We start from the raw sequence: 14,832 nt of genomic DNA, 5'->3' as shown, positions 1-14,832 counted from the left end.
TAGACCCGCGAAGTCTCTGCCAGTGGGCAGATGCGAGATCCCCCAGCCCCATACGCAGCTCCGCGCCGTCGTGGGGCGACCTCAGCCCGGCCACAGGCCGGACCACACAGCAGCGTTGGGGCCGCGATATTTTGCGGAAAGCCTCACCTCTTCCGTGAAACTCGTATCAGCGGTACGGTGAGCGGACCGCGATCTGCGGAATGGTGGCGTGGTAAGACAGACTGAGGCGGTGATAGTCGACGTGACGACGCTGACCGGCGAGAAGATGACCGAAGCCGCGGCGCAGACGCCTTTGGGGTCGTCGCTACGCATTGCGGCCGGATTTGTCGCCACCTCCGTCGACGACGCCTCGGGCATTGAGACGACGATCGAGGCGCATTACCGCAAGGTGAAGGGACGATACGTGCCGTCCGTGATCCTCAATCGCGGGGTGAGCGACAACTTCGACGAGGAAAAGCTTCGGCACACCTCCACCCAGGGCGTTCTGCAAGCCGCGGTCCCGCACTGCATCGCTGTCCGGCTGGACGAGGAGCCGGAAGCTAAGTGGGCGACGGTCTCGGACCTCACCGCAGATGACAACCGGATTCTTGCGCCCTGGCTGGTGGCCGCGGTCGTGAAGCACGGCGTGAAGGATGAACGGTGGGATGTCATCGAGATCCTCTATGGCGTTGCCGCTCTGGCTGGTCGACCACCAGTGAAGCTGATCACCGCCGAGCTTGCCGTCCCGGAGCGCACCGCCTCCGACTGGATCAAGAAGGCGCGCAAAGCGGGCCGCCTGACCGGCATGACCTCCGCTATCGGCCGCCCCGCGCATGGGTAGCGTGACCGCGTACGCGACGGCTCATGGGAAGCGTTACCGCGTGCGATACCGGCGTCCTGACTCGACGCAGACTGACAAGCGCGGTTTCACCACGAAGAGGGGTGCCGAGCTGTTCCTTTCGTCGGTCGAAGTAGGCAAAGCGCGTGGAGAGTTCTTAGACACCAGCGCGCGCTCCATAACCGTCGCATCGGCCGGCAAAGAGTGGGTCGATGCTCGCGAGCAGGTCATGAAGGCGTCATCGTTTCGCTCTCTTGAGTCGTCGTGGCGGCTCCACGTGCTTCCACGCTGGGGCCGACGCTCGCTCGCCTCAATACGCCACACCGAGATTCAGCAGTGGGTATCGGAAATGGCTGCCGCTCAGAGCGCCTCGAACGTTTTACGGGCTCACGGCATTCTGGCCGGCATGCTCGAATCCGCGGTCAGAGACCGTCGGCTTTCCTCAAACCCTGCACGGGACATCGTGCTTCCGAAGAAGGGGCACAAGCGCAAGGCGTACCTCACCCACATCCAGGTGGAGATGCTCGCCGCTTCGTCCGCTGAGCCGGCGCTCGTTCGCTTCCTCGCGTACACCGGCACTCGGTGGGGTGAGGCGACAGCGTTGCGTGTTCGGCAAGTCGATCTCGTTCGAGGCCGAGCTCTGATCGAGGAGAACGCTGTGATGGTCGGCGCCCGCATCGTATTGGGCACGCCGAAGTCCCACAAGCAGCGGTCCATCCCCCTCCCACCGTTTGTCGTGCATGACCTGGGGCTTCGGGTGCAGGCTCGAACGCCGGAGATGTTTCTGTTCGGGAACGGTCTCGATCCACTCCCTCTCTCGAACTCACAGGCGGGGTGGTTCGCGGGCGCCGTGAAGAGGGCCCAGAACGCTGACTCCACATTCCCGCGTGTGACCCCGCACGATCTTCGACACACGGCGGCATCACTGGCGATCAGCGCTGGGGCCAACGTCAAGGCTGTGCAGCGCATGCTCGGACACGCGAGCGCTGCGGTCACTCTCGATGTCTACAGCGACCTCTTCGATGACGACCTCGACGGGGTGTCTCTAGCCTTGGACGCTGCTCGCACATCGACGCTCTCGACGGCGTCCAGCGACAGCATCTGACCCCTCATAGACAGACCAGCATCGGTTGATCTGCATGCGGAACGAGCGGCAGTTGGCCCCGTCCCAGACGGCTCGGCTTGCCCACAATTTGCCCACAATCGAGCGAGAAAGTGAGTGATCCGGAACGATCGAAGCGTGTCTCTCGGCCGCGCCTAGCCGCGGAATTTCGCGGTTTTCGGATCCAAACCGTCCGAGACATAGCCCGGAAGAGTGGGTTCAAATCCCACCGTCACCGCCATCTCAGAAGCCCCGCGATCCCTTGTCTACACAGGGATCGCGGGGCTTTTTTAAGCTCGAATGGGCGTTCGCCCCCGGCTTTGTGAGCTGTCACGGCAGCCTGTGAGGCGGAGATTCCGCTGCGCGACGCCTAGGCATCACCGGACGACGAGCGCACACCTCGATGTGCCCATCGCGGCGCCGGGGTTGCCGCCCATCGCGCGTACCGGCGGCTCACCGTCGATCTCCGGCGGCACTGCCATCTCGTGCGGAAACATTGCGGATACGTGACGAGCGTCTAATGTACGTAATGTGACCTGACGAGAGGCGTGTGTCGTGACCGAGCAGCAGTTCTGGAACCCGAAGACGGAGACACTCGAGCGCGATCAGCTGCGCGAGCTGCAGCTGGCGAAGCTGCGGCGGCTGGTGACGTGGGCGGACGAACGGAGCCCGTTCTACCGGCGCTCCTTCCGGGAGGCGGGTTTCTCCCCGACGCAGCTGAAGTCCTGGACCGACATCGAGCGGATTCCCTTTCTCACCCGCGACGCCTGGATGAAGAGCCAGGAAGCGGCACCGCCGTACGGTGATCTGCCCGCGGCGGGAGCCGACGCGGCTGTGCGCCTGCACACCACCAGCGGCACGTCCGGGCGCACCCCGCTGCGAGCGCTCGACACTCGTCGGGACTGGAAGTGGGCGAGCGAGATGTGGGCGTACGCGCTGTGGGGCATGGGTGTGCGAGCGCATGACATCGGCTACGTCGCGTTCGGGTACGGCTCGTTCATCGGCTTCTGGGGACTCCACAATGCACTGGAGAAGATGGGCGCCCTGACCATTCCCGGCGGAGCGCAGACGACCGAGACGCGAGTGAAGCAGATCGTCGACTTCGGTGCGACCGTCGTCGCATCCACCCCCACCTACGCGGCACGACTGGCTCAGGTCGCGATCGAACTGGGCTACGACCTCGCCGAGAGCGCCGTCCACACGGTCGTGCTGTCGGGAGAGCCTGTCGTTCCTGAGATGAAGTCGCTGATCGAGGAGGCCTGGGGCGCGAAGGCGTACGACACCGCCGGGATGACCGAGATCTCGACCGTCTTCATGTTCGAGCCGCAGAATCAGCCGGGCGGATGCCACATCATCGAGGACCACTTCATCGAGCAGGTCGTCGACCCCGACACCGGCAGAGAGCTGCCCTACGGAGAGGCGGGCGAGCGGGTCTCGACGTCGTTCGGACGCAGCATCATCCCCCTCATCCGCTACCGCACCGCCGACCGGGTGGTGAAGATCCCCGCCGCCGTCGCCGGCAATGGGCGCACATGGGACATGTACGCCGGCGGACTGCAGGGTCGCGTGGACGACATGAAACTCGTCCGTGGCACGAACGTCTACCCGCAGGCAGTGGAAAGCATCGTGCGCACGCACTCTGGAATCGAGGAGTTCCAGATCCGGATCCACCGAGAGGGCATCCGCGACGAGATCACCCTCGTCGTCGAGCCCTCGCCCGCCACGGACGCGCGGGAATGGGCTGCGCTGGAGACCTCACTCGCCCAGGCCCTCGCCGACGCGCACGAAGGGCTTCGATTCTGCCTGGAACGCGCCGATGTGAACGCCCTCCCCCGCTTCGAGCTGAAGGCGCGCCGCCTTCTCGATCTGCGTTGACGCCGAAGGAAGACACCCACATGTCCTCGACCATCCTGAACCTGCCGCTGACCGACGACGAGAGGGCCATCCTCGAGGTCTACTCGGCGCTCAAAGACCTGTGCGCCCGGGACCTCCCGCCCTATCAGGCGGCCAACCTCCGCGACGCGCTCGCCAGCGTGTCAATCGTCGTGACCGGCGCCACCCTCGATTACGAGAACCTCATCGACCACGGCATCTGAGCCGCGAGAAGAGCACACACCATGAAAGCAGTCTCCATCGGCGCCGGCCCGGGCGGCCTGTATTCCGCGATCCTCCTCAAGCTCGCCGATCCCGCCCACGAGGTGACCGTGTACGAGCGCAACGCCATCGACGACACCTTCGGCTTCGGCGTCGTCTTCTCGCAGGAGACGCTCGACAACCTCGCCGTCGCGGACCCGGTGTCCTTCGATCGGATCGAGACGCTCTGGCGCAAGTGGTCGGCGATCGACGTGGACGTGAACGGCTTCCGGGAGCGGTCGGACGGCCACTCGTTCGCTGCGCTGGCCCGGCGCGACCTCCTGGTGACGCTCGCAGAGCGGGCGGCCGAGCTTGGAGTGGACCTGCGCCCTTCGACACCGTCGCCTCCTCTGGAGCAGCTGCGCGCCGAGTACGACCTCGTCATCGCGTCCGACGGCGTCAACAGCGCGGTACGCCGCGAGCTCTCCGACGCGTTCGGCACCGAGGAGTCGGAGCGGCCCTTCAAGTACGTCTGGTACGGGACCGACCGCCCTGTGGACTGCTTCACATTCCTCTTCGTCGACACCCCGTACGGGATGTTCTGGGCGCATATCTATCCCTACGACGACACCCATTCCACCTTCCTCGTGGAGACCGATCCCGAGACGTGGCGTCGCGCCGGCCTCGACGACTTCGCGGCGGCTCGGCGAGTGCCGGGCCAGAGTGATGAGCGCTCGATGGCATTCTGCGAGCAGATCTTCGCGGAGTACCTCGGCGGGCACCGGCTGATCGGCAACAACTCCGGGTGGCTCAACTTCCGCGACGTCTCGAACCGGCGATGGTTCGACGACACCGTCGTGATCATCGGGGACGCCGCGCACACCGCGCACTTCTCGATCGGGTCGGGAACGAAGCAGGCGCTGGAGGACGCGATCGCGCTGGTGGGCGCCGTCACCGCGGAGGAGCGCATCGCCGACGGGCTCGCACGGTACGAAGCGGAGCGACGACCCATCGCAGAGTCTCTGCGGCGCTCGGCCCTGACGAGCCTGCGGTGGTTTGAGAACATCGACCGCTATGCCGAGCTCCCCCCGGCCCAGTTCGTGTTCCAGCTGCTCACCCGCAGCCAGCGGATCACGTACGACAACCTCCGGCTGCGCGACGGCTCGTATGCCGATCGGGCCCTGGAGTGGTTCCGCTCACACGCGACGGATGCACCGGAGGACCCGCGCACGCCGCCCATGTTCTACCCCCTCACCCTGCGCGGCCTCACTCTGAAAAACCGCGTGGCAGTGTCTCCGACCGCCCAGTACTCCGCGGTGGACGGCATGCCCACGAACTGGCATCTGGTGCACCTCGGCTCGCGAGCCGTCGGCGGTGCCGGACTCGTGTTCACGGAGATGACCTGCACCTCGCCTCAGGGGCGGATCACTCCGGGCTGCCCCGGCATCTGGAACGACGAGCAGGCCGCCGCGTGGGGGACGATCGTCCGCTTCGTGCACGAGGACACCTCGGCGAAGATCGGCCTGCAGATCGGGCATGCCGGACGGAAGGCGTCGACACAGGTCGGCTGGGAGGAGATCGACGAGCCCCTGCCGGCGGACAACTGGCCGATCGTCGGCCCGTCGGCGCTGCCGTACGGCGAGAACTCCGCCGTGCCGCACGAACTGACCCTCGACGAGATCTCCGGCATCGTGAAGGAGCACGTGGATGCTGCGCGTCGGGCCGAGACGGCGGGATTCGACCTGATCGAGCTCCACTTCGCCCACGGTTATCTGGTCTCCAGTTTCCTGAGTCCGCTTTCCAATCATCGCGACGACGCCTACGGCGGCGACCTGGCCTCGCGCGCGCGCCTCGCGCTCGAGATCTTCGACGGAGTGCGCGCGGTATGGCCCGCAGAGAAGCCGATCAGCGTCCGGATCAGCGCCACGGACTGGGTGCAGGGCGGCTTCTCCGGCGACGACGCGGTCACGCTGTCCCGCTGGCTCAAGGATCACGGTGCCGACATCATCGATGTGTCGACGGGACAGACCAGCGTCGAGGCGCGACCCGAGTACGGGCGCCTCTACCAGACGCCGTACAGCGACAAGATCCGCCACGAGGTCGGCATCCCCACCATGACCGTCGGAGCGGTGTCCAGCGTCGACGACGTCAACACGATCCTTCTTGCCGGCCGAGCCGACCTCTGCCTGATCGCCCGGCCGCACCTGATCGATCCGTACTGGACCCTCAACGCGGCGATCGACCAGGCCTGGGCCGATCCGACCGTTCCGCAGCAGTACCGCGCGGGGATCGGCGCCCGCCGCCGGGTGCAGGTGGCGTGAGATGAGCGGTCCCACCAGCCAGCGCTTCCTCGACGCCGTCCGTGTCGCGGAAGTGCCCTCCTCCGCGGACGGCATCCGGTCATTCGAGGCCATGCCGCAGTACGTGCCCTGGCCGAAGGCGTACGGCGGCGACACCGCTGCGCAGGCCGTGGCCGCGGCATCCCTCACCGTGGAGGGCGACCGCACCGCCCACTCGCTCCATGCCTACTTCCTGAGCCCCGTCGAGATCGGCTCGCCGGTTCGGATCGACGTGCGCCGCACCCGCGACGGGCGCTCGTTCTCAATGCGTGAGATCAGCGTGTGGCAGTCGGGGAAGAAGTGCCTCTCCGCGGCGATGTCGTTCGCGACCACGCCCGGCGGCGACCACTTCCCGCCGATGGCGTCCTTCGACGTCCCCGCGCCCGACGACCTCCCCTCGTCCGCAGATGCGCTCGATCGGACGGCGGACGATGACGCGACGGACTACTGGGCGAGCGGCCGCAGCTTCGACATGCGCCATGTCGAGCCCGCACTCTACGACCGCGGCGATCCCGCACGCGCCCGGACCCAATCGCTCTGGGTGCGATCCTTCGACGCGCTGCCTCACGATGTCGCCTCACACCCGGCTGCTCTCACGTACGTCTGCGACTACACGATCCTCGAGGCTGCGCTGCGCCTGCGGGGACTGCACTGGCGTTCCGTCGGCCTCACGACGGCGAGCCTCGATCACGCGATGTGGTTCCACCGTCCGCTCGACGTCTCGCGCTGGTTCCTCTACACGCAGGAGGCTCTGTCGGTTCAAGACGATCGCGCGCTCGTGCGAGGGTCGTTCCATCAGGACGGCCGGCTGGTCGCCAGCGTCGCTCAGGAAGGGCTGGTGCGGTGGAACGCGCCGACGACGCGACACGCCTCGGAGCAGCCAGGCAGCGCCGCGCACGAAGGAAGGGATCAGCGATGACCAACGAGAACATCAACCCCGCGAGCCTGGCCAAGCCCTCGGGGTTCTCGCACGGGACGAAGGCGGGGAACACCGTCTACCTGGGCGGGCAGACGGCGATGGATGCCACGGGAGCGATCGTGGCCGGAGGGATCGTCGAGCAGTTCACGCAGTCGTTCTCCAACGTCCTGGAGACGCTGCGCGAGGCAGGGGGCCGGCCCGACGACCTCGTCTCGGTGACCATCTACCTCATCGACGTAGCCGACTACCAGCGTCACGGGCGAGAGATCGGACGCGTCTGGCGCGAGCTCACCGGCTCCGCGCACTACCCGGCGATGGCCGGGGTGGGCGTGACCGCGCTGTGGCAGCCCGAGGCGCTGATCGAGATACAGGCGGTCGCGGTGATCTCGCAGTGACCGGTGCGACATCGTCGAGGAGGCACGCATGCGCCTGCTGACCGCAGTCCTGCCCGACGGCACGACGACCGCTGCGTACGAAGACGCAGAACGGTGGCGGCGCCTGCCGGCTGCAGACGTCGGCCACCTCCTGTCCGACCCACGGTGGCGTGACGCGATCGACGGGGCGGAGGAGATCGTTCCGAGCGGGTCACGGCGGCTCACCCCGGTGCCGGCACCCACGAAGATCATCTGCATCGGTCTGAACTACCGGGAGCACATCCTCGAGATGGGCCGCGAACTCCCCTCGCACCCCACGGTCTTCCTCAAACACGCCGACACTCTCGTCGGCCCCGACGACGACATCCACGTCTCGGATGCCCCGGACCGGGTCGACTGGGAGGGCGAACTGGTCGTTGTCGTGGGAGCCGACCTTCGACGCGCCACCCGCGACGAGGCGGCGTCGGCCATCGCGGGGTACACAGTCGCCAACGACATCTCCATGCGCGACTGGCAGAACCGCACGACGCAATGGCAGCAGGGCAAGATGTTCGACGCCACGACTCCCGTCGGACCCGTCGTCGTGACCCCTGACGAGTTCGATCCGGCGGCGGGGGGCAGACACCTGCGCACGACGGTGAACGACGACGTGCTGCAGGACCACGACGTGTCCGACCTGGTGTTCGGGCCCGCGGATCTCCTCGCCTACGTCTCTTCCTTCACCCGGCTGCGCCCGGGCGATCTGGTCCTCACCGGAACGCCGGGAGGCGTCGGCTCGGGGCGCACGCCCCCGCGCTTCCTGGCCGACGGCGACAGGTTGACCACATCCATCGACGGCATCGGGTCACTCGACAACCGTGTCTTCACCACTGCGGAAGGAACCTCTCATGGCACACGATGACGTGCCCGTGGTCACACGGGCCGGCGAGGAAGACCGTTCGACGGGACAGTCCGGAGGCGCGATCCGCATCTCCGGGGTCAGCATCCAGCACACCCCGGCTACGAAGCTGTGGTTCGGCCAGGTGAGCAACAGCCCGGGCTACCGGTCGTTCCCCCACCACCACGGGGAGGCCGAGACCGGCGGCTACGTGCTCCGGGGGAAGGGCCGCATCTACTTCGGCGAGGGGTATCGGCAGTGGCTCGACATGTCCGAGGGCGACTGGGTCTTCGTGCCGCCGTTCATGCCGCACGTGGAGGCCAATATGTCCACCACTGACGATCTGGTGTGGCTCACCGCGCGTACGCCGGAGAACATCGTCGTCAATCTCGATGACGTCGACGACGACACCCTCGAAGGGTACGCGCGCGCCTGAGCCGGGATCGGTTCGCGGCCCGACTAGGTGTGATGTCCAGGGACGTTGTTGCGTGAATAGCGTGTGATTCGCTGACGGGTGAAGGCCTCCCGTTGCGAGAGTGGAGCTGTCTAGGAACCGCTCTCGCACTCAGGAGGCCTTCGTGTCCCACGCTAATGCTGCTCTGACTCCGCGCGCTCGACTTCGGTTGGCGCGGCTCGTCGTCGATGATCGGTGGCCGGTGATCGTCGCGGCCAAGATGTTCATGGTCTCGCCCGTGACTGCCCGAAAGTGGGCGGCCCGATATCGGGCCGAGGGCGCTGCGGGGATGGTGGATCGCTCCAGTCGCCCGCGGTCGATGCCGACCAGAACACCACCGGATGTCGTCAAACGAATCGTCAGGTTGCGATGGCGGCGACGGCTCGGACCTGTGCAGATCGGCGGCGAACTGGGGTTGCCGGCATCGACAGTTCACGCGGTGCTCGTGCGCGCCCGGATCAACCGGCTCAGCCATATCGACCGCGTCACCGGCGAGCCGATCCGACGCTACGAGCACCCGCACCCGGGTTCGCTTATCCACGTCGACGTCACCAAGTTCGGCAACATCCCCGACGGCGGCGGACACAAGTTCCTCAGCCGCCAGCAGAGCAAAGCCAACGCCCGCGACCAAGCCGTCCGAACCGGGGAACGCGGCCGCCACTACCGCCCTCTCATCGGCACCGCGTTCCTGCACACCGTGATCGACGACCACTCCCGCGTCGCCTACATCGAGGTCTGCGCAGACGAGAAGGCCGTCACGGCGATCGGCGTGCTCGAGCGCGCAGTCACCTGGTTCGCTGAACGCGGCGTCACCGTCGAGCGCGTGCTCTCCGACAACGGCTCGGCCTACCGATCCCACGCCTGGAAAGACGCCTGCACCCAGCTCGGGATCCGCCACAAACGAACTCGCCCCTACCGGCCGCAGACCAACGGGAAGATCGAGCGCCTGCACCGCACCCTCGCCGACGGATGGGCCTACGCCCGCTTCTACTCCTCAGAAACCGAACGACGCGCTGCCTTGCCCGGTTGGCTGCACTTCTACAATCATCACCGAACCCACTCCGCCATCGGCGGCCCACCCATCAGCAGACTCAACAACCTGCCTGGACATCACAACTAGGGCGCCCGTCGACCGTCGATCCATGCGGACACGTCGCGCCAGTGCGGTGCCCGCGGATCGATCGCGTCGAGGTGCGAGAGACTCGGCACCTCGAGGACCGTGACGTCCTGCCCCGTCGCCCGGGACGCCGCCACGTAGGTGCGCGTCTGGGCGATGGGCACGCGAGCATCGTCGCGTCCGTGGACGACGACCACCTCGCTGAGCGGTGGGACGTGTGCAAGGAGCGAAGCCTCGAAGTACACGTCGGGCCGGCTGGTAGGCGAGTCGTGGAGGAACTCCTCGATCGCGCCGTCGCCGATCCCCTCGTCGTAGCCGCTCACGAGGTCGCTCACGGGCGCAAGCGCGACGACCATGTCGCCCTCGCGCCCGTTCAGCAGGGCCAGCTGCCCGCCGGACCGAGTGGCCGACGACCAGCAGTCCGCGCGTGGCGCTCAGGTCTCTCACCGCGGTCAGCGCCGCAGCGACATCGTCACGCGTGGCGGTCCAGCCGTCAGCGGCCCGGCGGTACTCGATGTTCGCGACGAGCCACCCGGCCTCGTCGAACACCGGCACGAGGGGCCGCATCAGGTTCATCGTGAACCGCGCCCGCCAGTATCCGCCGTGGATGACTACGGGCGCGCCCCGCGGATCTCCGTTCGGACGGGTCAGCTCGATCCGCTGGTCCTCGTGCTGGCCGTACCGGAGGATGCCGTCCCGCGGCGCAGGATCGACGGCGGGCGTCGTCACGCCCCGTCGACCGCCCCCTCGGGCAGGAAGTCCACGCCGTTCAGCGCCGACAGGCGGACGACCTCGGCGGGGTCGGTGACGTTGTGGAGCAGGCTGAACAGGTTCGCCAGCTTCCCGCCGGGACTGACCCAGAAGAGCGACTTCGCCACCGAGTCCTGCTTGTTGTAATAGGCGTGCGGCAGGTTGCGGGGCATCTGCACGAGATCACCGGGGCCCGCGGTCGTCCACTGTCCATCGAGGTAGAGCGTGTAGACGCCCTCGAAGACATAGATGAACTCGTCCTGCGTGGGGTGCACGTGCGGAGGGACTCCGGTGCCGGCCGGGTCGAGGGAGAGCCACGAGTACGTCGACGCGCTCTCGATCTTGGTGGTGTACGTGTGCCCCAGGACGTTCCACACCCGACCGGCGTAGGCCTCGTCCGCCCGCACGATACCGGCGGGAAGATCTCCCAGGATGATCTCTTCGGACGTCATCGTCGTGTGTCCCTCTCGTTGGAAGCTGATGATGTCAGCATGGCAGAAGCGGCGCGCGCACGACCGGAGCGATGACGAGCGACGTCCGCAGCGGACGCCCGCGGTTCGCGGTTCATTCAGCGTCTTCCAGGCGGGGGATGGAGGACAGGAGCTGCTGTGTGTACTCGTGCTGCGGGCGTTCGAACACGTCATCCGTGTCGCCCTCTTCCACGATCCGGCCGGCTCGCATCACCATCACCCGATGACTGATCGAGCGGATGACCGCGAGATCGTGCGAGATGAAGAGATAGCCGACGCCGAGGTCGTCCTGCAGCTCCACGAGGAGGTCGAGCACCTGGGCCTGAATCGAGACGTCGAGGGCCGACACCGGCTCGTCGAGGATGATGATCTCCGGGTCGGCAGCCAGCGCCCGCGCGATGCCGATGCGCTGACGCTGTCCGCCGGAGAACGCGTGCGGGTAGCGATCGAGGCTCTCCGGCCCCAGCCCGACGCGTTCGAGCAGTTCCGTGCTGCGCGCGCGTGGATCGCGGCGGGGTCCGCGGGCCGTCTCTATGGCCTCCTCGAGGGATTGAGCGACGGTCCGTCGGGGGTTGAGAGAGGCCAGCGGATCCTGGAAGACGTACTGCACGGAGTCGCTGAGCCGTGCGCGATCCTTCGTCGTCATCGCCGTGACGTCCGACCCGCGCAGTTCGATCGACCCTGATGCTGCGGGCAGCAGTCCGACGAGCGTCTTCGACAGGCTCGACTTGCCGCAGCCCGATTCGCCCACCAGGCCGAGCGTCTCACCCCGTGCGATCGACAGCGAAACACCGTCGACCGCGACGTGCCCGTGTCGGCTCCCGCCGATGACCGTCCGGACCTCGCGAGCCTGCAATACCGCTGTGGACGCCGGCGGCGCAGGCCGGGTGGGCGCTGTGAGGTCGGGGATCGCGGCAAGGAGACGTCGCGTGTAGGCGTCCTTCGGAGTCGTGAGCACCGCACCGACCGGCCCGCTCTCGACGACGCGCCCGCCGTTCATGACCAGAACCTCGTCGCAGGTGTCGGCCACCACGCCCATGTCGTGCGTGATGAGGAGGATCGCGATCCCGAGCTCCCTGCGCATCTCGAGCAGGAGGTTGAGAACCTGAGCCTGCACGGTCACGTCCAGGGCGGTGGTGGGCTCGTCCGCGATGAGGAGGGAGGGGCTGTTGGCCAGCGCTGTCGCGATGACGACGCGTTGACGCATCCCGCCGGAGAATTCGTGCGGGAACCTGCGCCTCGCGCGTTCGGGATCGGAGATGCCGACCTGCTCCAGCAGTTCCCGGACGCGCAGCCGAGCCGCATCGCGGTCGACGCCGTGGATACGCAGCGACTCCTCGATCTGGTCGCCGATGCGCATGATCGGGTTGAGCGTCGACTGCGGATCCTGGAAGACCATGCCCATGTCGCGTCCGCGCATGGCACGCATGCGCTTCTCGGGAGCACGCAGGATGTCGTCGCCGCGAAGGAGCACCGAGCCGCTCGTCACCCGTGCCGACGGCGCCAGCATGCGCATCACCGCGCGTGCTGTGACCGACTTGCCGGAGCCGGACTCGCCCACGACGCCGAGGATGCGTCCCTGGTCGATGTCGAAGGACACCTCGTCGACGACCTGGGTGATCGCGCCGCGCTCACCGGAGAAGCCGACCGAGAGGTTTCGCACGCTCAGAAGGGGGATGACGGAATCGGGTGCAGTCATCGCTTCGCCGTCCTCTCGTTGAGGGCGTCGGCGATGAAGCCGAAGGCGATGGCGATCAGCACCAGGATGAGCGCGGGGAACAGGACATAGGTGGGGGCCTGATAGATGTAGCGCATCCCGCCGTTGATCAGCACCCCGAGGGACGGGGTGGGTGGCTGCACGCCCAGGCCCACAATGCTGAGGCCGGCGCCGATGTACACGCCGATCACCATCCAGACGGCGGCGTTCACCAGCGCCGATTCGACGGTGAACGGGAGGATGTGCCGCAGCAGGATCTTCCAGCGGGGCACGCCGAGGACGCGCGCGGCCAGCACATGCTCGCGATCCCGCTCGCGCAGCAGCACGGCGCGCGAGAGCCGCCCCGCGCTGGGCAGCCCTGTGATGAGGATCGTCAGGAAGATCGGGAACCATCCGGGACCGAGGATGACGACGATGCAGATGCCGAGGATCAGGCCCGGGAAGCCGACGATCACGTCGAGGCAGCGCTGCACGATGCTGCCGAATCGCTCGGAGATCGCACCGGTCAGGCCCAGCAGTGTCCCGAGGATCATGCTCAGCGGGACGGCGGTGAGGATGATGAACAGATCGATCCGCAGGCCGTACAGGTTGCGGGTCAGCAGGTCGCGGCCGTACTCGTCCGTGCCGAAGACATGCTGCGCGGAGATCCCGAGCAGCGCATCACGGCTCTGCACGTCGGGACCGGCGGGGAAGATCACCGGCGCCAGCAGTGCAGCGGATCCGAGCACCACGATGATCGTGATGCCGATGATGCCCTTCGGACTGCGCAGCGCCGAGGCGTAGCGCGACAGGGAAGGATAGCGGCGCGGGCCGGTCCGTTCGGTCAGGGCGGCGGTGGCGGTCATCGTGCGGACACTCCTGCTCGGATTCGCGGATCGAGGGACGCGATGGCCACCTCGGTGAGGATCTGGAACACGGCCGCCACGACGACGGCGCCCAGGATGAGCACCTGCAGGACGGCGAAGTCGCGGGACTGCACGCTGAGCACGGCGAGCTGTCCGAGACCCTGACGATTGAAGAGCGCTTCGATGACGATGGCACCGGCCAGCAGATCGCCGATCGTGAGGCCGAACGCCACGATCGCCGCGTTGAGGCTGTTGGGCAGCACGTGTCGCAGGGTGATGCGCCATCGCGAGGCGCCCTTGCTCGTGGCGAGGTAGACGAACTCCTCCTCGCGCATGGTGCGCATGTCCGTGCCGATCAGGCGTGAGATCACACCCACCGCCGACAGCGACAGTGCGAGGGCGGGCAGGAGCAGGTAGCGAAGCCCCTCCCCGACGTCCTCCGTGACCGACACCTGCCCACTGATGGGGAGCCACCGGTTCAGCACGCCGAACGCGAGGATGAAGAGCAGTCCCACCAGGAACGACGGGACGGCGATCAACAGGCTGCTTACGACGTCAAGAACTGCGCGCAGTCTCGGCTGTCGCGAGGAGCCCATCAGCACGCCCAGGACTGTCGCGAGGATCGCGACGAACAGCGCTGCCAGCAGGGCCAGCTGCAGAGTGCTGTCGAGCCGGTCGCCGATGAGGCTCGCAACGCTGCGGCTGTAGACGTACGACGTTCCGAGGTCACCTCGGAACAGCCCGCCGATCCAGTCGAAGAACTGCACGATCTCCGGCCGGTCCAGCCCCAGTCGCTCTCGGATCGCCTCGATGTTCTCGGGCGTCGCATTGGGGCCGGCGAGGGTGACTGCCACGTCGCCGGGCGCGAGTCGCGGCACCGCGAATGCGACGACCGAACCGATCGCCAGAACCACCGCCAGTGAGACGGCTCGTCTGCGCGTCTGAGCGAACATGTCAGTCACCCTCTCCGTATGTGAA

General features: G+C 67.1%; 15 protein-coding genes. 10 read left to right on the top strand and 5 right to left on the bottom strand.

Annotation, left to right across the window (positions count from 1 at the left end):
• Positions 1-241: 241 nt before the first annotated feature.
• The 10 genes from CVS47_RS01590 (at position 242) to CVS47_RS01545 (ending at position 10,075) form a co-directional block, all read left to right on the top strand.
• Complete coding sequence (locus tag CVS47_RS01590) at positions 242-820, top strand: hypothetical protein (RefSeq protein ID WP_241240233.1); 579 nt, start codon at positions 242-244, stop codon at positions 818-820.
• A complete protein-coding gene (locus tag CVS47_RS01585; protein WP_127094516.1) occupies positions 813-1,922 on the top strand; it encodes a tyrosine-type recombinase/integrase in 1,110 nt (369 codons plus the stop codon). The genes CVS47_RS01590 and CVS47_RS01585 overlap by 8 nt, the downstream gene beginning before the upstream one ends.
• Before the next feature lie 552 nt (positions 1,923-2,474).
• Positions 2,475-3,794, top strand: a complete 1,320-nt coding sequence (locus CVS47_RS01580) for a phenylacetate--CoA ligase family protein (protein ID WP_127094515.1) — start codon at positions 2,475-2,477, stop codon at positions 3,792-3,794.
• Positions 3,795-3,814: 20 nt separating this feature from the next.
• Positions 3,815-4,015 (top strand): DUF6052 family protein, encoded by a 201-nt coding sequence (locus CVS47_RS01575; protein WP_127094514.1) that lies wholly within the window; start codon positions 3,815-3,817, stop codon positions 4,013-4,015.
• Between the two features lie 21 nt (positions 4,016-4,036).
• Complete coding sequence (locus CVS47_RS01570) at positions 4,037-6,313, top strand: oxidoreductase (protein ID WP_127094513.1); 2,277 nt, start codon at positions 4,037-4,039, stop codon at positions 6,311-6,313.
• Position 6,314: 1 nt separating this feature from the next.
• Complete coding sequence (locus tag CVS47_RS01565; protein WP_127094512.1) at positions 6,315-7,250, top strand: acyl-CoA thioesterase; 936 nt, start codon at positions 6,315-6,317, stop codon at positions 7,248-7,250.
• The gene (locus CVS47_RS01560) at positions 7,247-7,645 is read left to right on the top strand and encodes a RidA family protein (protein ID WP_127094511.1); all 399 of its coding nucleotides are present in this window, start codon (positions 7,247-7,249) and stop codon (positions 7,643-7,645) included. Before CVS47_RS01565 ends, CVS47_RS01560 begins: the two co-directional genes overlap by 4 nt.
• 28 nt (positions 7,646-7,673) lie before the next feature.
• Positions 7,674-8,525 (top strand): fumarylacetoacetate hydrolase family protein, encoded by an 852-nt coding sequence (locus CVS47_RS01555; protein WP_127094510.1) that lies wholly within the window; start codon positions 7,674-7,676, stop codon positions 8,523-8,525.
• The gene (locus tag CVS47_RS01550; protein WP_127094509.1) at positions 8,512-8,937 is read left to right on the top strand and encodes a cupin domain-containing protein; all 426 of its coding nucleotides are present in this window, start codon (positions 8,512-8,514) and stop codon (positions 8,935-8,937) included. The genes CVS47_RS01555 and CVS47_RS01550 overlap by 14 nt, the downstream gene beginning before the upstream one ends.
• 142 nt (positions 8,938-9,079) lie before the next feature.
• A complete protein-coding gene (locus tag CVS47_RS01545; RefSeq protein ID WP_127094508.1) occupies positions 9,080-10,075 on the top strand; it encodes an IS481 family transposase in 996 nt (331 codons plus the stop codon).
• On the opposite strand, the gene CVS47_RS01540 is transcribed toward CVS47_RS01545, so the two are convergent.
• The 5 genes from CVS47_RS01540 to CVS47_RS01520 form a co-directional block, all read right to left on the bottom strand.
• The gene (locus tag CVS47_RS01540; RefSeq protein WP_127094507.1) at positions 10,072-10,428 is read right to left on the bottom strand and encodes an alpha/beta hydrolase family protein; all 357 of its coding nucleotides are present in this window, start codon (positions 10,426-10,428) and stop codon (positions 10,072-10,074) included. The two genes, CVS47_RS01545 and CVS47_RS01540, sit on opposite strands and share 4 nt — an antisense overlap.
• Positions 10,429-10,797: 369 nt before the next feature.
• Positions 10,798-11,274 (bottom strand): cupin domain-containing protein, encoded by a 477-nt coding sequence (locus CVS47_RS01535; protein ID WP_127094506.1) that lies wholly within the window; start codon positions 11,272-11,274, stop codon positions 10,798-10,800.
• Between the two features lie 112 nt (positions 11,275-11,386).
• Complete coding sequence (locus CVS47_RS01530) at positions 11,387-12,991, bottom strand: ABC transporter ATP-binding protein (protein WP_127094505.1); 1,605 nt, start codon at positions 12,989-12,991, stop codon at positions 11,387-11,389.
• A complete protein-coding gene (locus CVS47_RS01525) occupies positions 12,988-13,854 on the bottom strand; it encodes an ABC transporter permease (protein ID WP_127094504.1) in 867 nt (288 codons plus the stop codon). The genes CVS47_RS01530 and CVS47_RS01525 overlap by 4 nt, the downstream gene beginning before the upstream one ends.
• The gene (locus CVS47_RS01520) at positions 13,851-14,807 is read right to left on the bottom strand and encodes an ABC transporter permease (RefSeq protein WP_127094503.1); all 957 of its coding nucleotides are present in this window, start codon (positions 14,805-14,807) and stop codon (positions 13,851-13,853) included. Before CVS47_RS01520 ends, CVS47_RS01525 begins: the two co-directional genes overlap by 4 nt.
• Positions 14,808-14,832: the final 25 nt, after the last annotated feature.

The organism is Microbacterium lemovicicum, assembly GCF_003991875.1.
Classification (GTDB): Bacteria; Actinomycetota; Actinomycetes; order Actinomycetales; family Microbacteriaceae; genus Microbacterium; species Microbacterium lemovicicum.
Note: the sequence above shows the minus strand (reverse complement) of the source record. Positions and strands in the feature narration are given on the sequence as shown.